This window comes from Fictibacillus halophilus, assembly GCF_016401385.1.
Lineage (GTDB): Bacteria > Bacillota > Bacilli > Bacillales > Fictibacillaceae > Fictibacillus > Fictibacillus halophilus.
Window position 1 is genome coordinate 3,196,600 of record NZ_JAEACF010000001.1, and the last position, 23,594, is coordinate 3,220,193.

Annotated in this window: 27 protein-coding genes and 1 pseudogene; 15 read left to right on the forward strand and 13 right to left on the reverse strand. The window is 40.5% G+C overall.

Annotated elements, in window-relative coordinates; all coding sequences use genetic code 11:
• Positions 1-111: 111 nt before the first annotated feature.
• Positions 112-912, forward strand: coding sequence for a class I SAM-dependent methyltransferase (locus tag I5J82_RS16310; protein ID WP_198768725.1), 801 nt, complete (start codon positions 112-114; stop codon positions 910-912).
• Positions 912-1,745, forward strand: coding sequence for an octanoyl-[GcvH]:protein N-octanoyltransferase (lipL, locus tag I5J82_RS16315; RefSeq protein WP_198768726.1), 834 nt, complete (start codon positions 912-914; stop codon positions 1,743-1,745). The genes I5J82_RS16310 and lipL overlap by 1 nt, the downstream gene beginning before the upstream one ends.
• A gap of 242 nt (positions 1,746-1,987) precedes the next feature.
• Here lipL and pta read toward each other — a convergent pair whose 3' ends face one another.
• On the reverse strand, positions 1,988-2,959 hold the full coding sequence (gene pta, locus I5J82_RS16325) for a phosphate acetyltransferase (protein ID WP_198768728.1): 972 nt from the start codon (positions 2,957-2,959) through the stop codon (positions 1,988-1,990).
• Positions 2,960-3,187: 228 nt separating this feature from the next.
• Here pta and I5J82_RS16330 point away from each other — a divergent pair, with 228 nt between their 5' ends.
• From I5J82_RS16330 to gerQ, 4 genes are all read left to right on the forward strand, one after another.
• On the forward strand, positions 3,188-3,964 hold the full coding sequence (locus I5J82_RS16330) for a sporulation protein (protein ID WP_198768729.1): 777 nt from the start codon (positions 3,188-3,190) through the stop codon (positions 3,962-3,964).
• 78 nt (positions 3,965-4,042) lie between these two features.
• Positions 4,043-4,786, forward strand: a complete 744-nt coding sequence (gene hemQ / locus I5J82_RS16335; RefSeq protein ID WP_198768730.1) for a hydrogen peroxide-dependent heme synthase — start codon at positions 4,043-4,045, stop codon at positions 4,784-4,786.
• A 138-nt stretch (positions 4,787-4,924) separates the two neighbouring features.
• Positions 4,925-5,356, forward strand: coding sequence for a cell wall hydrolase (locus I5J82_RS16340; RefSeq protein WP_198768731.1), 432 nt, complete (start codon positions 4,925-4,927; stop codon positions 5,354-5,356).
• A gap of 12 nt (positions 5,357-5,368) precedes the next feature.
• Positions 5,369-5,848, forward strand: coding sequence for a spore coat protein GerQ (gene gerQ / locus I5J82_RS16345; protein WP_233096513.1), 480 nt, complete (start codon positions 5,369-5,371; stop codon positions 5,846-5,848).
• A 73-nt stretch (positions 5,849-5,921) separates the two neighbouring features.
• Here the strand turns inward: gerQ and I5J82_RS16350 are convergent, their stop codons facing one another.
• Both I5J82_RS16350 and I5J82_RS20625 read right to left on the reverse strand, forming a co-directional pair.
• On the reverse strand, positions 5,922-6,293 hold the full coding sequence (locus tag I5J82_RS16350; RefSeq protein WP_144696801.1) for a DUF423 domain-containing protein: 372 nt from the start codon (positions 6,291-6,293) through the stop codon (positions 5,922-5,924).
• A gap of 116 nt (positions 6,294-6,409) precedes the next feature.
• On the reverse strand, positions 6,410-6,646 hold the full coding sequence (locus I5J82_RS20625; RefSeq protein ID WP_332873668.1) for a YvrJ family protein: 237 nt from the start codon (positions 6,644-6,646) through the stop codon (positions 6,410-6,412).
• Positions 6,647-6,849: 203 nt separating this feature from the next.
• Between I5J82_RS20625 and I5J82_RS16360 the strand changes: the two genes are divergently transcribed.
• Positions 6,850-7,020, forward strand: a complete 171-nt coding sequence (locus tag I5J82_RS16360) for a hypothetical protein (RefSeq protein WP_153236725.1) — start codon at positions 6,850-6,852, stop codon at positions 7,018-7,020.
• Between the two features lie 567 nt (positions 7,021-7,587).
• On the opposite strand, the gene I5J82_RS16365 is transcribed toward I5J82_RS16360, so the two are convergent.
• Positions 7,588-7,917: a YwdI family protein gene (locus I5J82_RS16365; protein ID WP_198768732.1), complete on the reverse strand. Its 330-nt coding sequence runs from the start codon at positions 7,915-7,917 to the stop codon at positions 7,588-7,590.
• A gap of 271 nt (positions 7,918-8,188) precedes the next feature.
• Entirely contained in the window at positions 8,189-8,419 is a 231-nt protein-coding gene (locus tag I5J82_RS16370) for a hypothetical protein (protein ID WP_198768733.1), read from the reverse strand.
• Between the two features lie 361 nt (positions 8,420-8,780).
• Here I5J82_RS16370 and I5J82_RS16375 point away from each other — a divergent pair, with 361 nt between their 5' ends.
• A complete protein-coding gene (locus tag I5J82_RS16375; protein ID WP_198768734.1) occupies positions 8,781-9,338 on the forward strand; it encodes a beta-class carbonic anhydrase in 558 nt (185 codons plus the stop codon).
• A 45-nt stretch (positions 9,339-9,383) separates the two neighbouring features.
• Here the strand turns inward: I5J82_RS16375 and I5J82_RS16380 are convergent, their stop codons facing one another.
• Positions 9,384-10,973: a bifunctional metallophosphatase/5'-nucleotidase gene (locus I5J82_RS16380; RefSeq protein ID WP_198768735.1), complete on the reverse strand. Its 1,590-nt coding sequence runs from the start codon at positions 10,971-10,973 to the stop codon at positions 9,384-9,386.
• Positions 10,974-11,235: 262 nt separating this feature from the next.
• Between I5J82_RS16380 and I5J82_RS16385 the strand changes: the two genes are divergently transcribed.
• The 4 genes from I5J82_RS16385 (at position 11,236) to I5J82_RS16400 (ending at position 14,498) form a co-directional block, all read left to right on the forward strand.
• A complete protein-coding gene (locus I5J82_RS16385; protein WP_066399166.1) occupies positions 11,236-11,586 on the forward strand; it encodes a YflT domain-containing protein in 351 nt (116 codons plus the stop codon).
• Positions 11,587-11,787: 201 nt separating this feature from the next.
• Positions 11,788-13,002, forward strand: coding sequence for an NAD(P)/FAD-dependent oxidoreductase (locus I5J82_RS16390; protein WP_198768736.1), 1,215 nt, complete (start codon positions 11,788-11,790; stop codon positions 13,000-13,002).
• Positions 13,003-13,262: 260 nt separating this feature from the next.
• Positions 13,263-14,045, forward strand: a complete 783-nt coding sequence (locus I5J82_RS16395) for a helix-turn-helix domain-containing protein (RefSeq protein WP_198768737.1) — start codon at positions 13,263-13,265, stop codon at positions 14,043-14,045.
• A 237-nt stretch (positions 14,046-14,282) separates the two neighbouring features.
• On the forward strand, positions 14,283-14,498 hold the full coding sequence (locus tag I5J82_RS16400) for a carbohydrate-binding module family 20 domain-containing protein (RefSeq protein WP_198768738.1): 216 nt from the start codon (positions 14,283-14,285) through the stop codon (positions 14,496-14,498).
• Positions 14,499-14,765: 267 nt separating this feature from the next.
• Here the strand turns inward: I5J82_RS16400 and I5J82_RS16405 are convergent, their stop codons facing one another.
• Positions 14,766-15,563 (reverse strand): alpha/beta fold hydrolase, encoded by a 798-nt coding sequence (locus I5J82_RS16405; protein WP_137791191.1) that lies wholly within the window; start codon positions 15,561-15,563, stop codon positions 14,766-14,768.
• A gap of 179 nt (positions 15,564-15,742) precedes the next feature.
• Between I5J82_RS16405 and I5J82_RS16410 the strand changes: the two genes are divergently transcribed.
• Positions 15,743-16,240, forward strand: coding sequence for a YajQ family cyclic di-GMP-binding protein (locus tag I5J82_RS16410; protein WP_198768739.1), 498 nt, complete (start codon positions 15,743-15,745; stop codon positions 16,238-16,240).
• Positions 16,241-16,299: 59 nt separating this feature from the next.
• On the opposite strand, the gene I5J82_RS16415 is transcribed toward I5J82_RS16410, so the two are convergent.
• From I5J82_RS16415 to I5J82_RS16435, 5 genes are all read right to left on the reverse strand, one after another.
• Positions 16,300-16,524, reverse strand: a complete 225-nt coding sequence (locus tag I5J82_RS16415; RefSeq protein ID WP_066399175.1) for a hypothetical protein — start codon at positions 16,522-16,524, stop codon at positions 16,300-16,302.
• A 120-nt stretch (positions 16,525-16,644) separates the two neighbouring features.
• Positions 16,645-17,364, reverse strand: a complete 720-nt coding sequence (locus I5J82_RS16420) for a lysophospholipid acyltransferase family protein (protein WP_198768740.1) — start codon at positions 17,362-17,364, stop codon at positions 16,645-16,647.
• 14 nt (positions 17,365-17,378) lie between these two features.
• Positions 17,379-17,753 carry an SLAP domain-containing protein gene (locus I5J82_RS16425; protein WP_198768741.1) on the reverse strand — a complete coding sequence of 125 codons (375 nt, stop codon included), beginning with the start codon at positions 17,751-17,753 and terminating at the stop codon, positions 17,379-17,381.
• 109 nt (positions 17,754-17,862) lie between these two features.
• Complete coding sequence (locus tag I5J82_RS16430) at positions 17,863-18,408, reverse strand: hypothetical protein (RefSeq protein ID WP_198768742.1); 546 nt, start codon at positions 18,406-18,408, stop codon at positions 17,863-17,865.
• A gap of 21 nt (positions 18,409-18,429) precedes the next feature.
• Positions 18,430-20,007, reverse strand: a complete 1,578-nt coding sequence (locus I5J82_RS16435; protein ID WP_198768743.1) for a bifunctional metallophosphatase/5'-nucleotidase — start codon at positions 20,005-20,007, stop codon at positions 18,430-18,432.
• Positions 20,008-20,280: 273 nt separating this feature from the next.
• Here I5J82_RS16435 and I5J82_RS16440 point away from each other — a divergent pair, with 273 nt between their 5' ends.
• Together I5J82_RS16440 and I5J82_RS16445 are read left to right on the forward strand one after the other, a co-directional pair.
• On the forward strand, positions 20,281-21,864 hold the full coding sequence (locus I5J82_RS16440) for a hypothetical protein (protein ID WP_198768744.1): 1,584 nt from the start codon (positions 20,281-20,283) through the stop codon (positions 21,862-21,864).
• Positions 21,865-22,049: 185 nt separating this feature from the next.
• Positions 22,050-22,579, forward strand: a pseudogene (locus tag I5J82_RS16445) (histidine phosphatase family protein).
• Between the two features lie 49 nt (positions 22,580-22,628).
• Here I5J82_RS16445 and I5J82_RS16450 read toward each other — a convergent pair.
• On the reverse strand, positions 22,629-23,576 hold the full coding sequence (locus tag I5J82_RS16450) for a TIGR03943 family putative permease subunit (RefSeq protein ID WP_198768745.1): 948 nt from the start codon (positions 23,574-23,576) through the stop codon (positions 22,629-22,631).
• Positions 23,577-23,594: the final 18 nt, after the last annotated feature.

Sequence of the window (23,594 nt, forward strand, 5' to 3'; positions counted from 1 at the left end):
GTAAAAGACGCCACATTCACACCATTTTCTTACCGTTCACATTTGAGTTATACTAGATAAGGCTTATAACGGAAATGATAGATTTTATATAGATTTCAGGAGGAACAAAACATGGATCAAGATCGAAGAATTAGAAACGGACAAGCATGGAGCAACAGCTCTTATACAGCCTGGGTCAACCGCTTTGGTGTGCCTGAGAAAGCAGTTTCTCGTATTCTAAAAGATCCGAAACGCAGACTTCAGCCATTAGATCAGTACATTGGTGAAGTTTCAGGTAAAAAGATCGTGAATCTCTTAGGTTCACACGGCAGTAAAGCAGTCGCGCTCTCTCTTCTTGGAGCAGAGACAACAGTGATCGATATCTCTGATTCGAATGCAGCATATGCGAGCGAACTTGCTGCAGCTGCTAACGTTGACGTCCGCTATGTGGTAGAAGATATTTTAAATCTGCCAAAATCCGAAATGACAGGCGATTATGATATGGCATTCATGGAAAACGGCATTCTGCATTACTTTGCCGATCTGAACGAATACTTCAGCGTTGTTACAGGACTTTTGAAAAAGGGAGGAACTTTGATCCTGCAAGACTTCCACCCTGTTTCTACAAAGTTGATAGAGTCTCAAGGAAAAAGCCAAGCCGTAAGAAAGCATAAAGTTTCGGGGAATTATTTTAGTGAAGAGCTTGTTACAACTGACGTGGCTTATTCTAAATTCTTGCCTGAGTTGCAGTACGCAACATCAGAAGAACGTGCACCGTTCCAAGTACAGATCCGCCAATGGACGCTCGGCGAGATTGTTACCGCGATCGGCTCGGCAGGACTCTGGATCAAACAACTTGTAGAGGAACCACACCCAGACGAACTCGACCGCGGCATTCCAAAGTCATTCATTATCGTGGCGGAGAAATTTTAATGACAGATCATCTACTCTCTCAACCTGTCTGGCGGCTGATTGACCAGTCCACACTCGGTCCCTCTTTTGATGCGCGGCAGTCTTTTGCGACAGATGATACCCTTTGCACGTCAATCGGCAGCGGTGATTCTCCTGCAACGGCACGTACATGGGTGCATCACGACACGATCGTGCTCGGTATACAAGATACACGTCTTCCTCACCTTAAAGAGGCGATTGAATTTTTAGAGTCAGAAGGATACCGGGCAATCGTAAGGAATTCCGGCGGACTTGCTGTGGTGCTCGATAGCGGTGTGTTGAACATCTCACTTATTCTTCCTGAAAAAGAGGGAACGATCGATATTAATCAAGGGTACGACACGATGACAGCACTTGTGGAAGAGCTTCTTGCACCGTATAACGCGAAGTTTGAAGCGTATGAGATCGTCGGCTCTTATTGCCCGGGAAGTTATGACCTGAGTATCGGCGGCAAAAAGTTTGCGGGAATCTCTCAGCGGCGTATGCGCGGCGGTGTTGCGGTACAGATTTACTTATGCGTGGACGGCAGCGGTTCAGAGCGCGCGGCGGTGATCGGAGAGTTTTATAAACGAGGTTTGGCTGGTGAGGATACAAAGTTTCAATATCCAGAGATCAAGCCTGATGTGATGGCTAGTTTAGCTGAACTATTAGGACGCCCATTAACCGTGGCAGATATACACGCTTCATTATTACGAGTGCTTCACAAAAACAGCAAGCTATTTTACAGCGGCCAGCTTACGGTCGAGGAAAGCGAGCTGCTTCCTGGGAATATTAAGCGAATGTGGGATCGTAATGAGAAGGCACTGTCACTGTAGGGTGATGGTGTCTTTTTGGAGTGTACAGGTTATGTGTTGAAATTTATTTTTATATGATGAGTGGCAATTTTTATGTGATAACCCGTAATTTTTATGTGATGCCTGCTCTTTTTTATGTGATGTGACTCCATTTTTATGTAATGGTGTATTTTTAGCTGCAGCTGCAGCTCCACCACCATGGCTTCCATTTTCCATACAAAAAAAGCCAGCTGCAAAGAGCTGGCTTCAACTTATTTATGAACTTACAGAGCTTGCATCGCCGTGATCAATGCTAATTTGTATACATCTTCTGCGTTACATCCGCGAGATAGATCGTTTACAGGCATGTTCAATCCTTGAAGGATCGGTCCGATCGCTTCAAATCCGCCAAGACGTTGAACCATCTTGTATCCGATGTTTCCTGTTTCAAGGCTTGGGAAGATAAATACGTTCGCTTCCCCTTTAATTGGTGATTCTGGTGCTTTTTTCGCTGCAACTGATGGTACGAATGCTGCGTCGAACTGAAGCTCTCCGTCGTACGGGAAGTCTGGGTTCATTCCCTTTAATACATCCAACGCTTCTACTACTTTTTCTGTCTCAGGTGAAACCGCTGATCCTTTTGTAGAGAAAGAAAGAAGTGCAACCTTCGGGTCGATACCGAAAACACGTGCCGTTTCAGCAGAAACCATAGCAGATTCAGCTAGATCTTGGCTGTTAGGCGAAATGTTGATTGCACAATCAGCGAACACATACTTCTCATCGTCACGAACCATGATGAACGCACCAGAAGTCTTCTTCACGCCTTCTTTTGTTTTAATGATCTGTAGAGCCGGACGAACGGTATCAGCAGTAGAATGTGCGGCACCACTTACAAGTCCGTGAGCCTTCCCCGTGTAAACAAGCATCGTTCCGAAATAGTTCTCATCTAATAGAATTTTGCGCGCTTGTTCTTCTGTTGTTTTTCCTTTACGGCGTTCAACTAACGCATCAACCAATGCATCGAACTCACCATATTCAGAAGGGTTTAATACTTCTACTCCATCAAGTGAAAATCCACCAGATTGTGCTTTTGCTGTTACATCAGCAGGATTTCCTATTAAAATCGGTTGTAGAACTTTTTCAGATGCTAGACGGCTCGCCGCCTCTAGAATTCTTTCATCCGTTCCTTCAGGAAAAACGATGGTTGGGTTTGCGGACTGGACTTTACTCTTTAAATCTATAAAAAGATCACTCATGATTTAGCCTCCTATTTTTCTATATAAACTGTACTTTTTTTGCACTCACTATTAGGGTACTCCTTTTTTAACACCTTTTAAACCTATCCATGCAGTTGTAAGCGCTTGATAAAAGAAGTTCTTATATTTAGAATTTTTTTACGTCTATGAAATTTATTTTTTGGAAAATGAATCTTTTCCTAATATCTATCGTAAAATTGTTTGAAAAATTTTGAGGAGGAATTATACATGTCTTTTGTAAACCGTATGTTAGCTTCTGTAGGAATTGGATCAGCAAAGGTAGACACCATTTTAGATAAAGATACGTACTCACCTGGTGAGAGCATTACAGGAAAGATTAGAATCGAGGGCGGTAAAGTTGATCAAAACATCGACCACATCACTCTTTATGTCATGACAGAATACTATCGAGAAGTGGATGACAAAAAAGTGAGAGATACTGCAGCGATTGAAAAAACGAACGTAACGAGCTCACTTGTTGTTAAAGCAGGCAGTCAGCAAGAGATTCCTTTCTCTCTTAAACTTCCATACGATGCTCCATTAACACTTGGCCACACGCCGGTATGGATTAAAACAGGGCTTGATATTCAGATGGCTGTAGACCCAACAGATAACGATCAGATTCGCGTACTGCCTGATGCTGAAACGTCTGCGATCTTTGATGCGATCGAGCAGCTTGGATTCCGCCTCAGAAAAGCTTACTGCGGTTCTGCACCGCGTTATATGCGCCGCAGACTTCCGTTTTTACAAGAGTTTGAGTATGTGCCAACATCAGGAACATATGCTGGAAAGTTAGATGAACTTGAAGTGATCTTAGTTCCACAAACAGACAGCATCGAGCTGTTCTTAGAAATCGATAAAAAAGGAAAAGGCTTGTTCGGCATGCTTTCAGAAGCAATGGACATGGATGAGACGAAGGTTCGCCTCACACTGTCACGCGCTGAGCTTGGAAATCCTGCTGGTGTTAAAAGTAAGATCGAGCAGTTGCTTCGCCAATACAGCTAATTCCTCCTTTTTGGATTCGTCCCTACTTATGGTATATTTGTAGGGACGTGTTTATATCTAGCAAGGAGTGAATAATTGATGAGTGAAGCAGCGATTACATTAGAAGGCTGGTATTGCCTTCATGATTTCCGTACGATGGACTGGGCCGCTTGGAAAACGCTTTCCGGTGACCAGAGAGAATATGCGATCAATGAATTTTTAACGTTCCTTGAGAAGTGGGAGAACGTAGAAGCTAACAAAGTGGGCAGTCATGCTCTTTACAGCATCATGGGGCAAAAAGCAGACTTTATGATGATGCTTCTTCGTCCGACGATGGAAGAACTGAACGAGATCGAAAACGCCTTTAACAAAACAGCATTCGCACAACATACAGTAAAAGAATACTCTTACGTTTCTGTTGTCGAGTTAAGTACGTACAATCCGCAGAACGAGAGCGGCGAGATGGATCCTATGATCAAAGCTCGTCTGTTCCCAGAGCTGCCAAAATGGAAGCATGTATGTTTCTATCCAATGGACAAGCGTCGTGATGGCGAAGATAATTGGTACATGCTGCCGATGGAAGAGCGCAAGAAGATGATGTACTCTCACGGCATGATCGGCCGTGGGTATGCAGGGAAAGTGAAGCAGATCATCACAGGATCAGTTGGTCTAGATGATTGGGAGTGGGGCGTAACGCTGTTCTCAAACGAAATGCTTCAATTCAAAAAACTCGTTTACGAAATGCGCTTTGACGAAGTAAGTGCGCGCTATGGCGAGTTCGGATCTTTCTATGTTGGAAACATCCTTACAAAAGAAGCAGTACCCGCTTATTTGCAGGTGTAATGATGAAAATGACTCATTTGTTATGATGAGTCATCTTTTTTATTTGGTCTAGTTTTCTAAAACAGCTCATACACATATATCGAATGTTCTGTTTCCCTGCTTGTACATCAAGATTAACAACATAGAGGGGGAAGGCAATTGGCAGTCATTAAAGCTACAAATAAGGATATTGACTTGCTCGCACGTCTCATACGTGCTGAAGCTGAGGGTGAAGGCGATCAAGGCATGCTGCTTGTAGGTAATACCGGGGTGAACCGGATTCGCTCCAACTGTCTTGATTTTAAAAATATCCGAACTATGCAGCAGATGGTGTTTCAGCGTCCAGGCGGATTTGAAGCGACCATTAAAGGATATTTTTATCAAGGCGCGCGAGAGAATGAGAGAAGGTTAGCCAAAAGGGTTATTAACGGTCAGCGTTTTCATCCCGCTCGAAACTCGTTATGGTTTTTTGATCCAAGCGGTCCTTGTCCCGCAACTTGGTACAATCAACCGCGAGCAGGAAGCTTCAAGGCGCACTGTTTTTATCAGCCTAAACAAAGCGATTGTCCAAATGTGTTTAACACCTTTTAGGGAGGTTTGTTGATGAACAACTTTAATCCGTACGGCCAAGATTATTATCGACAGCAGAATGGAATGGGTATGATGGGTGGCGGCATGGGAGGAATGGCAGGCATGGGCGTTCCACAAGACATGGCCCAAAGTCAGCAGGCACCAGGAATGGGCGGCGGCCCTCTTCAAGATATTGGTGCACCCGGGCAGCTTCCGCTTGAGCAGTCCTACATCGAAAATATTTTAAGGATGAACAAAGGGAAAGTCGCGACCGTTTATATGACCTTTGAGAACAATGAAAAATGGAACGCTAAAGTTTTTAAAGGAATTATTGAAGCAGCTGGCCGCGATCACATCATCTTAAGCGATCCGCAAACAGGTAAACGTTATCTACTATTAATGGTATATGTAAACTATGTCACGTTTGATGAAGAGATCAACTATAGCTATCCATATGGCACGCAACAGCAGCAACAGCAAGGCGGTCAAATGTCACAATACAGCCCTCGTTGATAGATATTATTCCTGTCTGGTTCAGGCAATTATAAAAATGGCGCCCTCAAATTTTTTAAGAGAGCGCCTTTTATTATGCTTTTACAACAGCGATGATCAACAGAACCCAACCAACGATGAATGCTACGCCGCCAAGCGGTGTAATAGGACCAAAGAATTTCATCCCTGTGGTTGAGAGGGCATATAGACTTCCAGAGAAAAGCAGTATACCGATAAAAAATGACCACCCTGCTCCTGTTAATAGTGTTGAAGCTGGAAATTTCCCAAGTAAAACACCAACGACTAACAATGCCAACGCATGATACATGTGATATTGAACCCCAGTTTGGTATACATTTAACATGTTTCTTGCATTTAATTTAGCCTCGAGTGCATGTGCCCCGAAAGCTCCAAGCATAACTGCAAGCATCGCGTGAATCGCACCTAATATAAGAAAAAGCTTCATCCTGTTCCACTCCTGTTTTTCTTTTATCTTACCATTGAAAAATGACAATACAAAGGTTGCCACAGGATTGTAAATATTTTGGCGGACATGGTTGTCCATGATAAAAAAAGCGAACGCTAACGTTTTTTCGGCTGCTGACGTTCGCTGTCAAGCAATCGGACGTATTGATCGATCTTACGCTCAAGCTCCTCTTTCTCTACTAATTCAGAGTGAAGTTCTCGTATGATTCCCTCTAAACTCTGAATACGCCTCTCAAACTGAAAAAGCAAGTAGCCAGCAATGACGATAGGGAAGCCCACATTACCGAGGAGATTAACTAAGTTTAACCATTCACTTGCTCCGACCATTTCCATTCACCCCTCTTTTTTTATCGAACAAAACAGAACGTATGTTCGTAATTTTAGTATAATGCGAACGGAGATTATTTACCATCATTCCTTTCTCATATTTTTATTTTGATTCGAAGGACCTATACAAAAAAGAGGTTTAAATAAATGAGGGAGTGGAATAACAAAAAATAAGACAGAAATTATTACATAAAAGGAGGAACAATAAAATGGAACTTCTTATTACAATGATATATACAATTCTTGGTTTAGCTGCTCTAAGTCTAATCGCAACAGTGACTGCCATTTATTTTTCTAATAAAAAGATCAACGAAAAAATTGAAATCGCAAAACGTAGAGATGCAAGAATGGAACACCAAAATACTTATGTATCGATCTAACAGCGCTGATAGTGGTGCTGTTTTTTTTTATGGATATTTTGCGCATTCATTGTTGCCCTTGAAAGTAGTTGATTTCCGTTCCAGGTGCTCGCTTTCCGGTTTTCGTATAAGTGTCTCACCTGTCCAGTTGCAGTGGCTAGCCCCTCGAGGTCAAAAGTAAATGGTCCAGAAGGCAAAGGGCGCCTTCCTAGCCCATTCACCTTTTGCTTGTCGGGGCTGAACGAGCCACTTCCACTCTTGGGACTGCCCGCCTGTCCCCCAGGAGTCTCGCACCTTCCACTACAATCAACTATCAAAGTAGAAAATTATTTAAAAACAACAACCTTTTGGAATAGAATGTTCGTTGTGAGAAGACCCTTGTGAAAATATCAAAACGGGGAAATGTGGGGAAAACTCGCGGAATTATTGTGCGAACTCGCGGAATTAACCTTGTTTCTCGCGGGATTATCTCCAGAATTTCCGGAATTCCCCCTCCTGCTACCCCACCACAAGTGCTCTCAACTCATTCAAACCAATACAATAAAGAAAAACCCACTCACAAAGAGCAGGTTTTCCAACAAACTTGTATTAAAAATCAAAAATAGAGTCTCCGTTGCCGTCTTTTTCGTCTTGATCGTCATCCTCATAGTCCATATCAAAGTCCATCATAGACTTTTGATGTTTTTTTGCGGGAGGAGGAGCGGTTACTAGACTTGCTGGTTTTTGAACGGGATAAGACGGTACCCAGCCTTTTACGTCAACACTTGAATCATCGTCATCCGCTTCTAGCATTAATTCGCACAATGTTTGAATGGCTGATACATGTTCGCGCAGTTTAGGAGAGTTTTCGTCCAATCTTTTCATCTCAGCAACATGCTTTTCTATTTTTTTTGCAAACTGACTTACTGATATATTCATCGGTTTCACCACAATTGTTTTTTTCTTATTCTATCAAACCCGTTCACATAAATAAAATAAATGCCAAAAAAGACAGCTCAAACAAGCTGCCTTTTGCTCCAAATTCCGCTCAAGTATATTCATACACTAGCACACGTACGGTGATCCTGCCGCGAGCATGATAGTGAATGCGAAAAATAGCCCTATTTACTTTTTAGCAGCAGACCTCCTTAGCCCCATCTCTTTACACTCCAATCACTCTACAAACAATTATTCTCGACGCTTATGTAATCTATGACGTATCCACCCAACTGAAATTCTGATTATCGAAAGGCACGGCAATTGCAGAAATAACTTCCGATGCATTCTTGTTACTCACTTCCCCATACGAAAAGAAGTTCACACCTGGTTCATTCGCCACGATAACTTGTCCCGTTTTCGGCATAGAAACTGATACCATGTAGTTCTTCATAACCGACCCCATTAACAGCAGAACCCAAAGCACATACGTCATAACTTCCATCTTCCCTACCCCTTTCAAATTTTCATTGATTTGTACCGATCTATTTAAACCCTACTTTACTGGCAAGTGTTTTTCTTTATTTCATCCTCCCTTCGAACTTACCAATGTATGTGGTGTTAATTGCGATTATACGTACCTTTTAATAAAATGTTTGTCACAATGTGCTTTTGTTTTAAAGTTTCTATCAACAAAAGATTCACTTCAGATACAAAAAAGAGCAGATTCGGCCCACATTTTTGTATAATAGTGAATATAGAAGTGAATATGTTAGCGAGTTTAAGCTGAATATGATAGAAAAAGACGTATACTTCTAAATCTTTTTATTCATTAATTATTTTCTGTAGAAACAAGGAGGAGAATCATGTCCGTACTTAACGAAATCTTAGCGTTCAATCACCAATTTGTTGAAAACAAAGAATACGAACCTTTCCAAACTACTAAATTTCCTGATAAAGGACTTGTTATCGTGTCTTGTATGGATACGCGCCTGACTGAATTGTTGCCAAGTGCGATGAATATTAAGAACGGTGATGTAAAAGTTATCAAATCGGCTGGAGCGGTTATCTCGCATCCATTCGGTTCTATTATGAGAAGTATCCTTGTGGCCATCTATGAACTAAAAGCAGAAGAAGTTATGGTCATCGGTCACTATGACTGCGGAATGAGCAATGTAAACGCGGATGGATTGCTTGCCAAGATGAAAGACCGTGGCATTGAAGAGTCGACGTTTGACACGTTAAAATATTCTGGACTCGATTTGAAGAAATGGGTTCAAGGGTTTGACAGTGTTGAGGACTCTGTGAGAAACAGTGTGCAACTTGTGAAAAATCACCCGTTGCTTCCTGAAGATATTAAAGTGCACGGTCTCGTTATCGATCCGGCTACAGGAAGACTTGATCTTGTGGAACGCGGAGAATAGAAATATAAAAGGCAAAGCGCATTACTCGCTTTGCCTTTTTTCTTTTTAAGGATTGATCTTCGTAATTCGTCCTTCAATCTGTGCGGATACGGTATCGCGATTTTTAAAATAATTCACTAGCGCTTCAAGATCCGTAACACTTACTGTTGGATTCTTTCCTTCTAATAAAACGGTATAACCATCACCGCCGCCAGCCATAAAATTGTTTACGGTTACGGTATATTCTTGCTCTGCTTCAATCGGTGTTCCATCTTTCTTAACCATAGAAACTGTTCGATCGCCAACTGGTTTCGAAAGATCAAACGTAGCTTTCAGACCAGAAATCTGAAGCATTTTCTCTTTATCCGTTGCCCATTGAGATTCAAAAAGTTCTTTGATCTGTGCACCTGTTAACGTCATCGTGACCAAATCGTTCCCAAACGGCTGCACGTTAAAAAGTTCTCCCCATGTCACTTCACCCGGGTTGATCACATCACGAATACCACCTGGATTCATAAACGCAAAATCCGTACCCGTCTGTTCTGTCATAGAATCTGCGATCACATTTCCTAACACAGACTCACCATTATACGCTTCTGTTCCTGATAGCAGTTGATCCGTTTTCCCTACGACTTCATTGATGATTGGTGCCACTTGGTCTTCGGCTTGCTTAATAATTTTTGTAATACTAGAATCCGGTGTTACACCTTTTTGCAATACTGTAACGACTTCTGCTTTACTTTTTACGATATCTTTTGTGCGGCGGTCAATTTTAAGATCCACATCTGCAAAGGCTGTTCCGTAAGAGAAAGCTTGTACGAGCAGCTTGTTATCTACTACAGCGTTCACATTTCTATGATTGTGCGCGCCAAACATTACGTCAACTTCATCGTCTACTTTGTTTGCCATATCCACGAGTTCACCAGACACTTCTCCGGTCGCTGATTGCTCAACGGGATTATGTGCTAGAACAACAATAGACTTTACGCCTTTTTTCTTAAGAGATTTCACAGCTTTATTAATTGCTTCTGCTTCATCTATAAATTCAACGCCTGCCGTTCCACTTGGAATGACGATATCCGGCGTATCAGAGAAAACCACTCCGATGATGCCAATGTTTACACCTTTAACCTTCTTAACCACATAAGGAGGAAGGATATTTTCCTTCGTCTTTTTATCTATGACATTAGCAGCCACATAAGGAAAGTCCGCACCTTCAAAATAACCCGTCTTATCATGAGTTCCACCGTCTATCAAACGCATCATCTCATCTACGCCTTCATCAAACTCATGGTTTCCTAGTGCCCCTACATCAAAGCCCATCTTATTCATGATCTCTACTGTCGGCTCGTCCTGCAGCAATGCAGATGTCGGAGAGCTCGCTCCTACCATATCGCCTGCATGCACTAAAAGCGTGTTAGGGTTCTCTCTTTCTCTCATCTTTAAATAGCTTGCTAGATAGTCTGCGCGTCCAACAGATTCCCCTGCCACTTTACGTGTAATATCAATCTGTCCATGAAAGTCATTTACTCCAAGCAGTTGAACATCTAAGTAACGTCCCTTTTGTTTTTGGATGGCGTGTTCCTCTGCATGTACGCCTGCGCCGATTGGTGTTAATCCTAAAGCAAGTGCTAAAGCTGATAATGTCTTTTTCATTAAACAAACTCCCCTATCACTCATTTTGTAAAAAAACTCAACAATTAAAAGTATATATTTTGAAATGTAAAATGATAGAGGATTTTCGTAAAAATGGTGTAAAAACGTTATATTCCAATAAAAAAGGAGTTTATGCCTACACAGCTGGATTTCGGCCGTTAATTTAGTACTTTTATCCCGGTATGCATTTGAAAAAGGATGTTTAACCCTGTTCGATTTCGTGAATACACACTATAACTTCGTTTAAAGGAGAGGATAGTAAATGGTAAAACCTATCGTACATGAATTTAACTCTCAACAAGAATTAATTGCAGCTGCAAGTGATTTGAAAGCTCGAGGTATTCACGAAGACAACTTATACGTATTATCCCACGAAAAGGATGACACAAAAGATCTCGCTCATGAAGCGGATGTTAATACAATCGGTTTAAAAGAAGAAGGACTCGGCACGGCACTCAGCAATGTATTTGAGTCCAGAGGCGATGAGCTTCGCAACAAGATGACAGAATTAGGGTTATCTGATGTAGAAGCAGATCAATATGAAAAGAAGCTCGACATGGGTAAGATTTTATTGTTTGTAAAAGAAGAAGATAAAGTAAATACTCTGCCATAAGTTGAAGAGGAGAGTTGCATGTCCAATCGGGCATGCAACTCTTTTTTTTGCTTACTTACTCATTTTTTATAAAATTTTTTTCTTAATTTAACTCTTGCAGCAGGAGTATTCACACAAAATCCATATTTTTGAAAAAGTTTCTTCTCATGCGTTTCTTTACAGAAGATAGGGGGAATGAAGAGAAGACGAGGAGGAGTCACTATGAATTTACACAATGGTCAGCTCTATTGGCCTGAAACCTATACAAACACGGGTCAGTACCCGGTTCTTGAAGAAGATATATCGTGTGATGTACTAATTGTTGGTGGAGGCATGGCAGGTGCGCTTTGTGCCCATGTGCTCGGTCAAGAAAAGGAATTAGATGTTGTATTGATCGATAGAAGGCACCCCGGTGCAGGAAGCTCATCAGCAAACACAGGGCTTTTGCAATTCTCAAGTGATAAGATGCTTCACGAACTCATTGAACAGCAAGGTGAACAGGACGCCGTCTATTTCTATCAGCTTTGTTTACAAGCGTTAGAAGATTTGAAGAAGATGACGTCTGGATTATCCGAAGACCCTGAATTCCGTGAACAGAAGAGCTTGTATTATGCTAGCTCTCCAGAAGATACGTTAAAACTCCAGCGTGAATACGAGGCGTTAAAGAAGTACGATTTTCCAGTTGAGTACTTAGAGCCTCAAGAGATTTCTTCACGTTTTCCTTTTTCGAAACCCGCCGCTCTCGTTACGAGTGGTGATGCAGATGTGAACCCGTACAAGTGTGTACAGATCTTACTAAAGGATGCAGCTGCTTCAGGAGTTAGAATCTTTGAACAAACACCTCTTATTCGTAAAACCAAAACCGTTCACGGCTTTACCTGCGAATCCGAAAAAGGCACCATTTCAGCGCGCTATGTTATCTTTGCGACTGGTTATGAGAACGACTTTTTAGCTCAGCAATTAGGAGCGGACCTAAACCGTTCGTATGCCATCGTAACAGAACCACTTCCATCACTGAAAACGTGGTATGAAGAATGGATGATTTGGGAGACGAAACGCCCTTACCTTTATATGAGAACGACTAAGGATGGAAGAATCGTTGCCGGCGGTCTTGATGAAGACAAAGCAGAAGCGCCGTTAAATGAAGGACTTATCGAAGAGCGCGGTGAGCGTATTCTCCAAAAGATCAAAGAACATTTTCCGGATCTATCGCCAAAAATTTCTCATTCTTGGTGTGCCACATTTGGTGAGTCGCATGACGGACTGCCATATATCGGTGAACACCCGAACCGTCTTGGCGAGTATTATTGTTTAGGTTTTGGCGGTAACGGTACTGTCTACAGCATGTTAGGCGCAACCATCATCAAAGACTTAATCACAAAAGGCTTCCACCCCGCTTCACGTCTGTTCACGATTGCACGCGCTGTAAGTTTATAAAAAAAAACGATTTGTATAGTTCGTTGTTTTTGTAAGTGGTTGATTGCCGCTAAAGGATGCTCGCACCATCAACCTGACTAAGAAACGATCAACACCCTTTTAACGACCAATTTACTTGGTCGTTTTTGTTATGCCTTCACACCTATTTTAGTGGATATAACATAGGTGCAACCTCAAGTTGACAAAGTGCACCTGCTAAAATATAGAAAATCATACATTGTTTTACTACAATAAAATTAGTAAATGAAAGGAGCTCATCTATGACATTCAGTGAAAAACTTTTTAAGCTTAGAAAACAAAATGGCCTCTCGCAAGAAGCACTGGCCGAACAATTAAACACGACTAGGCAAGCAATTAGTAAATGGGAAAACGGGCAGGGCTTTCCTGAAACGGAAAAACTATTGATGCTCGGTAACATTTTTGAAGTCTCCATTGATTACTTATTGAAAGATACTGTTGAGCAGAGTAATGAAAATGGATATTATGTGAGCAAAGAGATGGCAGAAGGATATCTACTATCTCAAAACAAAGTTTCCAAATACCTTGCCCTTGGATTTAGTCTTGTTATCTTTTCATCAATCCCTTACTTCTTATTTAAGGAAGAGCCGATCACTTTTACCCTTTTAACGATACTAATAGCCGTTCTCGGAATCGGAACCATTACAGCTGGGATCATAAAAGAAGATCGATACAGCTTACTTAAGAAAGAAATGCTGATTTTTGACCAACATTCTTTAAAAGATTTGAAAATCAGATACGAAGAGATTAAGAAAAAGTATACCGCAGTGATGATGATCGGAATTTGTTCTATTGTCGGAGGAGCCATCTTCTTTTTGATCGTTAAAAAAGAATGGGTGGAGGTAGACGTTTTAATTCCGTACACCCCGATCGTTATTGCACTAATCGGCATAGGGGTCTACATTTTGGTTCGAACTCTATCCATCATTGATGCTTATCGAATATTGGTCAAAAACGAGGAGCATGTGAACACTCTAAATAATAGTTTGATGAAAAAAGTGAAGAGGAAAATCAATCATTTTTAAATGAAATCTAAGTCTAAATACCTTCTACTCACTAAAAATTACTTTTGAATCCTTTTCATTCTGTCTTCCCTCTAATAATCAATCTTTGGCCTTCAAGTTTTAAACAACTTATGCTTACATCACGCGGTGATCCTACCTTCTATTATAGAACTGAGCAAACACTCACCGTAAGAGGTATGCCCTGCGGAACTCGGCTGGTTATGTAAAGATTGGCTCCGTGAATGCAAGCTTTGAATCATGGCACAACGACGAGATTTAGAAAACTTGAATGCCGCCAAAGCAGTAGGACCATTTTACAATCAAATCATCGCAGCGTATCCGACATGGTACTACGACATCAGCGTGCCCACGGGTAAAGCACTAGAATTCAGGTTCATCAAAAAAGATTCCGCAGGAAATGTAGTCTGGGAAAGTGAAACAAATCATACGTTCACCACCCCATCTTCAGGATAATTGGCAAAACTAAAACTAACATAACGCAAAGAAACGACCCTGATTAAAGGGTCGTTTCATATGTTTAACTTTTTCTCGTCTCTAAAAAAGACATCATTGAGTAGTTGATTGGAGTGTAAGGTGTGAGACTCCTGGGGGATCAGCGGGCCAGGTGAGACACCTATGGGCGCATGGCGACGAGGTGGCTCACCGCACGCCCCCCGGAAAGCGAGCACCTGAAACGGAAATCAACAACTTCCAAAGACCACACTGTATCCGAAAACAGTTTTAAGACGCATTCGGTGCAGCAGCAATCTGCTTACGAATAAACTCAATCGAACTTTTGTTAAAAAGCTCTGGCTGGTCAACATTACATACATGTCCGCAATCTTTAATGGTTAAAAGCTTCGAATGCTTCTTCTTATCGATGAACGCCTGAATCGGTGGTAAGAACATATAATCTTCCTCACCCATGATGTAAAGCGTTGGAATCGGTATCTCTTTTTTACGCAGACTTTGCAAAAATGGATTAATTTTTAATGTAAGCTTAAACCATCTCTTGAATTCTTTTTGACAAAGCTTTTTGGCTTCTCCAATAAACAAAGAACGTGAAGCTTCGTGTCTCTTTTTCGGCATGATCACCCAAGCAAATAAGCTGTACAGCCACATGTATGGAATGAACGACTTACAAAGATTGCCCATCGCGATTAAGAACCTTGAGCGGAAATTCATCTTTGTCACCGCACCCCCAAGCGTCATGGAAGCAACCCGATCAGGGTAAAGCTCTGCGATCGTTTGAATTAAAATCGTCCCCAAAGAAATCCCTACGAAATGAGCTTTTTGGATTTTTAAATGATCCATCACTTCAAGCACATCAAGGCTGACCTCTTTAAACGAATATTTTTTTAATAAAAATTTATCAGATTGTGATTTACCGTGACCTCTTAGATCCACAAGCAAAATATTAAAATGTTGTTTAAATTCTCTTAGCTGTTTATACCATATGGATGAACTGCCCCCAGCTCCATGGACAAAAATCACCCATTGATGATTTTTTTCGTGTGTGTACGTTTTGTAATGAAGCAACAAGTACTCCTCCTAGTGGTTCAAACATTCTGTCAATTTTTCCAGCCTTCATTTTAACATAAAATCTTATATTTTGTACCCGTTTCCACGGAAAGAAATGTGTACAAACTGGAAACATAACCACAATGTATTTATACTGTAACTATATAAACGAAGTAATCGTCAGGAGGTTTCACAAAATGGCTAAAGAAAGTTCATTTGATATCGTTTCACAAGTAGATCTATCAGAAGTAGACAACGCAATCAATATCGCGACAAAAGAAATTACAACTCGTTATGATTTCAAGGGTAGTAAAAGTGAGATCACACTAGACAAATCTAGTGAAGAGCTCGTTTTAGTTTCTGATGACGAGTACAAGCTAGAGCAGCTAAAAGACGTTTTGATCACAAAGCTGATCAAGCGCGGTGTGCCAACAAAAAACTTAGATTACAGCAAGGTTGAGCAAGCTTCAGGCGGAACTGTTCGCCAACGTGCAAAGCTTGTAACTGGAATTGATAAAGACAACGCAAAAAAAATCAATGTGCTGATCAAGAATTCTGGACTAAAAGTGAAAAGCCAAGTTCAAGATGATCAAGTTCGTGTAACAGCAAAGAGCCGAGACGATCTGCAGCAGATTATTGCGCTAGTTAAAGAAGCAAACCTGCCGATTGATGTGCAGTTCATCAATTACAGATAAAAAGGTTCCAACAAAAAAGGATGACTTCAAAAGCGATTAGCTATTGAGTCATCCTCTTTTTATACGGATTTTTTCTGATCAGGTGAATCGAGCAGTTTCATCTGTTCGAGTTCAATTCTCATCTTTTGGGTTTCGATCACATAGTTGTCATGCTTTAAACGTTCCAGTTCTATCTCATCTTGTAGCATCTTATGTTTAAGTTTCGTCTGTTGTTGGAAATGACCTAGTACGATTGCAATAATGGGGATCGAGAATATCATAATGACCGTGATTGTTCCTGTCATGGTATTCCTCCTAGAAATTATTACCTTCTAACCCAATAATAACAAATATAAATGCTATTCGTACAGGTTATTCGTTAAGCTGTTTTCGCCAACATTCGCACTTCCCTCAATAGGATGCTCTTAAGAAACGGCTTTTTTTACACCGTTCTTGATAATTTCCTCTGACAACCTTGCTAATTCTTTTGCATCTTGATGTTGATCTGGATAGATCGGTGGATGAACAGTAAGGTGAACGTCCGCTGGCTTGATCCAAAACTTTTGTTGTTCCATAATTTTATAAGAACCGTTAATCGTAACGGGAATGATCGGCACACCAGATTTAGTCGCTAGTTTAAAACTTCCTGCTTTAAACTCTGACATTTCGTTGCCTTTACTTCTCGTTCCCTCAGGAAAAATAACAAGAGATGTTCCGTTCTTCAGCAGTTTAGCTCCTTCATTGATCGCTTGCACAGACTGCCTTACATTCTTACGGTCCATGAACAAACAGTTTAACTGCTCCATCCATGTCCCAATAAAAGGCATCTTCTTGACCTCGATCTTTGAGATGAAGGCTTTTGGTTTTTGGATATAGCCTAAAAGAATTGGAATATCGAAGTTACCTTGATGATTGCTGACAAAAAGAACAGCTGTGTCTTTCGGGATGTTTTCCTCACCGCTTACTGTAACACGTGTTCCACTAAGTTTAACGAGCGATGTTGACCACTCTTTTACTTTCTGGTCAACCAACCGGTCACGCTCTTCTATCTTTCCAGCTTTATAAAACTTTTTTACACGGTTTAATGAGGGAATCAACTTTAATAAAACTCCCCAAAAATAAATAAACCAAATAATCGTTCTCACACGTTTCCCCCGCTTTACATGATGATTAATTTTCCATATTCTCGAGATGGATTTCTTCTTAGTGATGCTGCTGGAAAAATAAACGTCCAAGGCATACTCGTTTCCGGAGGAATTTCTAACGTATAACGGGAATCCATTTCACCGATCGTATACCCCTCTTCTTGATACAGCACTTTTTTGCCGATCAAAGATAAAGGCTCTGTTGAATAATTATTTACAAGCACCGTCACTAAAAATTCTTCCTTATGATTATAAGCTGTTTTCAAAATTACAGCCTGCTGTCTCACATGTTCTTCAGCACTTAATTCAGAGAAGACCCGTTTTATCTCTTCTCTGTCTTGGTGGGCAATAGTCTTGTCCCATGCAGATTCAAACTCCAGTTTTTGCAAGATTATCCCCTCCTTTGAACCATATTATCATATTTTTTTGTAAACCACTCGATTTCAAAGAATAAGCCGCAAGAGATCAGTCGCTCCACGGCCTCATTTCTCTATAAAATTATTCAAAGACAGAACTTGCCGCTTCGATCAACTTCTTTTTCTCCGCTTTTCTGTCTGCATCTTCCTTGATTAAGTACTCGATTTTATAGAATAGACCATCCTTTTTCCAAGCAAGGATAGGCAGATCTGCACTTCCCGAAAAATAAGCATCTGTACCATCCCTTAACTCCACTTCGTCTTTCGTTTCTAACTTCTCGGTCTTCGGGAGAAAATTAGATACTCGATAAGCTAAATAAACATTTTGCCCTTCTTGTCTCGGATAAAAAACAGAATCTACAAGGATATTTCGTTTTTCACCCCAATCGGAGATCTGAAACGTTGAAAGAGCGACCTTAAACGGCAATTGATCAGGCAGTTCCAGTGAGAATGGAACGGCTTTTAGTGTTTCTTTCTTAGAAACTTGATCGTAATAACGAGGATAAGCGCCTTTTGGATGATCTTGCAGTGTTAAGTTTTTATCGTTTAATGTTCTTTTTTCCTCACTCGAACATCCAGCAAGCAAAACTGCTATGACTACAAATACGAACCAACCCCACTTTTTCATCCGCTTCACCTGCTTCTCTTATTATTTTAAGGAGGATGAAACCATTACACGCCAGTTGTGATCACACGTTGCTTGTATCGTACCTCTATTCAAGATATAGTTTGCCATCAGTTCAGACATATCGATCGGAATATCCTTCACCACACGTTTTTCCTTAAACATGGGATAATCACCGCCTCCACCTGCACGATAATTGTTCATAACGACTTTGTATAAGGAGTCGTATTCAATCGATTTTCCTTTATACTGTAAACTCACAATTCGCTGTCCGAGCGGCTTTGACAGGTCAATCGTGTAATCAATACCCTCCCACATGTCATAGTTGTAATGCTGAGGCTTCGGAATTGAAAACGCTGGGTTAATCACCGGATCACCCGCTTCGTTTACAGAAAAATAAGAAGCTGATCTCTCTAACGCTTCCTTCATATCTCGCCCTGTAATCTCAATCACTTTTAACGTGTTTGGGTACACATAATTTGAAACGATGTCGCGCATCGTAACATGTTTCGAGAACCCTTTGGAATGATCATCAAAAAGAGCTGTACTCGAAATATCTACACCCGCTGCATCCATCTGCACCTTATTAATAAATTCAATAAACGGATGATCAACTAGCCTCGTTAACATAGGATCGGTAATCTTCATATCCCCGTCTACTTGTCCTAAAGGCTGATCTAGCCATTTTTGAGTTTTAATTTCGTACGGCTGAATCAGATCCAACACCTGCTGATCAGGTTCGTAGTCCTTCACAGAAAGAAGTTTCGCTCGTTTATTTTCCAATTTCCATGAATCACCTTCACCTTTAACTTTTACTTCTACATACCCCAGTTCAGTTCCTTGTGTCCCCGGCTGAATGATCGTGACTCCGTTCACTTCACCTTCAAGCAAGCGATGCTGATGACCGGTGATTAGCACATCGATTCCTTCGATCTCCATACACAGTTGATACGCTTGGTTCTCTTTCGTGAGCGTTTCCGTTGGTTTCCCTGTTTTGAGATCTCTCTCAAAACCACCATGATAAGAAACAATCATGACATCTGATTTCGATCGTAGATAAGGAACCCATTTTTTTGCCGTCTCCACCGCATCCAGAAAAGAAAGTCCTTTAATATGTTCTGGATTCTCCCAGTTCGGTACATATTGTGTAGTTAATCCTAAGATCGCCACTTTTATCCCGCACTCAAAAGTTTTGATGATATAAGGTTGTCCAAAGACCGCTTTCTCTGTTCCTTGGTGTACGATGTTAGCTGAGAGCCAAGGAAATCTAGATTCTTCAATCGTTTTATATAGATAAGGAAGACCATAATTAAACTCATGATTTCCTATTATCGCAGCATCATAATGCAATTCGTTTAAAAGAAGTACCATTGGATTAACATCATCTTGATCTGTTTTAGTGTGATAGTAAGTTAGCGGCGTTCCTTGAATAAGATCTCCGTTATCAATGAGGAGGGTGTTGGGGCGGTTAGACATGTGTTCTTTTAATGAAGCTGCAGTTTTAGCCAATCCTATGTCCGCTTTTTCATTATTACCGTACGTTAACGGGAGAACATAGCCATGAATATCACTTGTCACATAAATATGTATGAATTGTTCCAAGCCTTCTCCCTACCTTCTATAAATAGTATATAATCCAAATTATACCACCAGTTCTATTCTATCACTTTAAAAATCCGTTGATGATATTCGACAATATTTCCGGGGGAATGTTTGTTATTCTACAAAAATTCACACAGATCCACTAAAAATAATTCTGTTTCATTCAACAAAATCTTTTTATGAAAAAATTGAGAATCTTTTACAGGGAAACACGACTGATATAACGAATAGTATTAATTTGTCGTTTTATAGATAATAGGGGGATTAATCAGCATGAATACGAATGTAAAAACAAAAAAGAAAAAGAAAAGAAATCAATCTAATTACAGAGCTTTATTACTTCCTTTCATAGTCGTTTTAATCCTGATCGGGGCAGTGATCTGGAATAATGTTCGTCAAGAGACGAGGCTTCCTGATCCTGATTGGAGCCGTTCTGTGGAGACACCTGCACAATCCATTAGCGCTGAACCAACTGTTATAAAAAGAGATGACCAATATTATGTGTATACCCATCAAAAAGACGGTTTACAAGTGACGACTTTAGATAAAAGTCTAAATCTAGTCTCTGAAAAGACAGAGAACCTTCCTCTCGATGAAAGAGCGAACTATTGGACAAACGGAAAACAGATTGCCTTTATCTCGCGTGGTGAGCTTATTCTGTATGAAGAAGGTAAACAAACCGTTGTAGATAAAGAAGTGGAACTTTTAGCTGATGCTAAAGACCGATTTGCTTATTCAAAAGGTAATAAAGTATTTGTATTTAACCCTGAAGTTGGGAAGAGTCAATCCATATTTACAGCTAAGGAAAAACTATCAGAGCTATCAGGTCATCCAGCATCTCAATCATTTATCGCAACGGTTGGTCAAAAAGTAGAGATGGAAGCATTTTATTTAAAAGAAGCAGACGGAAAATATAGCGCTCAATCTATCACGCGATACAGCAAAACACCGACAGATAAAATCTATAACTTCCGCTTTGCTGAAGCAGATGATCAAGTTCATTTTATGTATACCTTTTATTCTTCTAAACAAGGAACGAAGACGTTTAAAACGTTTTATGGTGCAGCACCTACGGACCAGCTTAAAGCTATTGATTTCAGCAATGTTAAGTTATACAGCTCAGAGCTTGGTTATGAGATCGAAAACCCTTCTTACCAGCAGTTAAACGTAGAAAACAACAAGCCTATCATTCTATTTGCAGCGAAAGGACCGATTTCTACTAAAAAGGAAGCGGGCAACATTTACAAAGCAACCTTAAATGGCGACAAGTGGGAAGCAGCACGAATCAGTACAACGAGTGATTTTTCAGTTTATCCGATACAGGTGGATGAAAAGACGATTGCTTGGTTAAAAGCAGAATCTGTCAGTGATTATAGACTTTATTTAGCAAGCCAAGATTCAGAGATTAAGAGTGCGAGTAAAAAAATGGGGAAACAAGATTTATATACTGCCACGTTTGACGCGTTTACGGCTTTCGTTGTATCGTTCATCGCTATGACGAACGCATTCATTTGGGTAGTGCCGTCAGTATTGTTCTTAGGAATTCTTTATTTTGTACGTATTGATGTCATTGAGGATGAAAAACCTTGGGCGAAATGGACTGCGATCGCACTTTTTGTTATTACACAGCTTTATGTGATTCAATCATTGTTCAACAACACATTCTATACACTAGCACCGAAATACCTTACCTTTACCGGAAGCTCATTCATCATTCCTATGATTGTTTCCGCGATAGCACTGTGGGTGATGCAGGTAGCTAGAGATAAGGATTGGGGATTGTTTGCACAAGTTTCATATTTTATCGGACTTACCGTATTGTTCGAACTCTTTGTTGTTGGAACGTACGTGTACTAAGGATTTATCCCTCCAGTAATTTAGCGGGTTGACGGGATAATCTGTCCAATTCAAATGAATATCTGTCCATTTCATGTAATAATCTGTCCGATTGCTTCATTAATCTATCCAATTGAAGAAGTAATCTGTCCGATTAATATTTCTTTGGGTTCACAAGCATACTAAGGAGATAGGGAGCTGAATTAATGATATATGTTATTCGGCAAGGAGAAACAGATTTAAACAAAGAAAAAAGGCTGCAAGGTAGAATGGGCTTGCCTTTAAATCAAATAGGAATCACACAAGCAGAACGTTTAAGAGAACAGCTTAAAGATACAAGGTTTGATTATGTCTTTTCCTCTCCACAAGAACGAGCCATTCAGACAGCTGAGATAGCAACTGGAAAAAAAGCGAGAATCGATAGCAGACTTGACGTTTTTGACTTAGGAGAAGCCGATCAGTTGAAAAAAAGCGAAGTTATTTTTGATGGATTTATTCCTGATCCTAATCGGTACAAAGGAGTAGAAAATATTAATAGCTATGTAGAACGCGTGTTTAGCTTCTTACGCGAATTAGAGGTTAGTTATCGTTCTGATATGGACACAGATGTACAACAGGGTGTATTGGGGCTTATTTTCACGGTATTCCACAGGATCGAAATCTTTTAAGATACTCATCTGATAATGGAGAATATAAGACATATGCATTCACTAACTTTGCACATCATACAAAGTAAAATTAAAAAGGACCCCATTTAGAGGTCCTTTTAACGTTGTCATTGTAAATTAATAAGCTCCCAAACTCTCAGGGCTCGGATACACATATGGATCTTTAATTGGCTTAATTTTTTCTAAAGACTCAACCTGCACTAATGGCAGACGCACTTTGTTCAATTCTGTTTCATCAATAGTTCCTGTAACGGTATACCATTCATCCGCTTTAAGTTTGGATACTCCATCGCCTTCAATAATGGTTCCATATACCACGGCATCCGCACTGCAGCAATTCATTGAAAAGCGCGCAATAACGGCTTGATTTTCACTCATTCCGTCTTCACGATACACAAATCCTGTCGTTTCGATTTCTTTTCCTTTGAACTTATCAAGGTAGATATCCAAAACAGTCATCGTATCGAGATAGTGATCAGATGTTACTTTCACTTTATCCTTCGCTAACTGTTCTTTTCCGAACTTTTTATAATACTCCGTTACATCATAAGTCTCGACCGGATTTTCTTCCTTTACGTTCTTTTCCATCTCTTTAATGTAACCTTCAGGATCATCTAAATAGGCTTCCACATCAATATTCTGTGTTGTGGTTACTTTACCTTCTTCCGTTTTTTGAGCTGGTTTTGCATATAATCCCGTTCCGTAACGAATGCCACGCTTCTCAGCAACAGAGCTGTCCATCGCTTTTTCAGGAATCATGAACCCTGTAAGAAGAGGAATCACAAAGATCATATAGATAAAGAAATGCTTGAGCGGCCTACCCTTAGGTGTATGATCCACACCACATCCACATGCGTCATCATGCTGTTCATCCGATCGTCTAAAGAACTGCATCACACCTAAAATTCCTAAAATGCCGATCGCAAAATAGACGAAGATATGCATTTTCGGTGCTACATAATAATTCAGCTTCCCAGTTGTGATTAATCCGATCAGCAGGAGCATGAAACCGATTAAGATGATACCTCTTAAGTACGTATGAAAATCTCGACTCTCTTTATTCATTGTTTCTTCCCTCCCTTT

Bases quoted from the DNA above. Each gene is read 5' to 3' on its own strand.
- I5J82_RS16310 (WP_198768725.1), top strand. From the start codon at position 112: ATGGATCAAGATCGAAGAATTAGAAACGGACAAGCATGGAGCAACAGC.
- lipL (WP_198768726.1), top strand. From the start codon at position 912: ATGACAGATCATCTACTCTCTCAACCTGTCTGGCGGCTGATTGACCAG.
- pta (WP_198768728.1), bottom strand. From the start codon at position 2,959: ATGAGTGATCTTTTTATAGATTTAAAGAGTAAAGTCCAGTCCGCAAAC.
- I5J82_RS16330 (WP_198768729.1), top strand. From the start codon at position 3,188: ATGTCTTTTGTAAACCGTATGTTAGCTTCTGTAGGAATTGGATCAGCA.
- hemQ (WP_198768730.1), top strand. From the start codon at position 4,043: ATGAGTGAAGCAGCGATTACATTAGAAGGCTGGTATTGCCTTCATGAT.
- gerQ (WP_233096513.1), top strand. From the start codon at position 5,369: ATGAACAACTTTAATCCGTACGGCCAAGATTATTATCGACAGCAGAAT.
- I5J82_RS16350 (WP_144696801.1), bottom strand. From the start codon at position 6,293: ATGAAGCTTTTTCTTATATTAGGTGCGATTCACGCGATGCTTGCAGTT.
- I5J82_RS20625 (WP_332873668.1), bottom strand. From the start codon at position 6,646: ATGGAAATGGTCGGAGCAAGTGAATGGTTAAACTTAGTTAATCTCCTC.
- I5J82_RS16360 (WP_153236725.1), top strand. From the start codon at position 6,850: ATGGAACTTCTTATTACAATGATATATACAATTCTTGGTTTAGCTGCT.
- I5J82_RS16365 (WP_198768732.1), bottom strand. From the start codon at position 7,917: ATGAATATATCAGTAAGTCAGTTTGCAAAAAAAATAGAAAAGCATGTT.
- I5J82_RS16370 (WP_198768733.1), bottom strand. From the start codon at position 8,419: ATGGAAGTTATGACGTATGTGCTTTGGGTTCTGCTGTTAATGGGGTCG.
- I5J82_RS16375 (WP_198768734.1), top strand. From the start codon at position 8,781: ATGTCCGTACTTAACGAAATCTTAGCGTTCAATCACCAATTTGTTGAA.
- I5J82_RS16380 (WP_198768735.1), bottom strand. From the start codon at position 10,973: ATGAAAAAGACATTATCAGCTTTAGCACTTGCTTTAGGATTAACACCA.
- I5J82_RS16385 (WP_066399166.1), top strand. From the start codon at position 11,236: ATGGTAAAACCTATCGTACATGAATTTAACTCTCAACAAGAATTAATT.
- I5J82_RS16390 (WP_198768736.1), top strand. From the start codon at position 11,788: ATGAATTTACACAATGGTCAGCTCTATTGGCCTGAAACCTATACAAAC.
- I5J82_RS16395 (WP_198768737.1), top strand. From the start codon at position 13,263: ATGACATTCAGTGAAAAACTTTTTAAGCTTAGAAAACAAAATGGCCTC.
- I5J82_RS16400 (WP_198768738.1), top strand. From the start codon at position 14,283: ATGGCACAACGACGAGATTTAGAAAACTTGAATGCCGCCAAAGCAGTA.
- I5J82_RS16410 (WP_198768739.1), top strand. From the start codon at position 15,743: ATGGCTAAAGAAAGTTCATTTGATATCGTTTCACAAGTAGATCTATCA.
- I5J82_RS16415 (WP_066399175.1), bottom strand. From the start codon at position 16,524: ATGACAGGAACAATCACGGTCATTATGATATTCTCGATCCCCATTATT.
- I5J82_RS16430 (WP_198768742.1), bottom strand. From the start codon at position 18,408: ATGAAAAAGTGGGGTTGGTTCGTATTTGTAGTCATAGCAGTTTTGCTT.
- I5J82_RS16440 (WP_198768744.1), top strand. From the start codon at position 20,281: ATGAATACGAATGTAAAAACAAAAAAGAAAAAGAAAAGAAATCAATCT.
- I5J82_RS16450 (WP_198768745.1), bottom strand. From the start codon at position 23,576: ATGAATAAAGAGAGTCGAGATTTTCATACGTACTTAAGAGGTATCATC.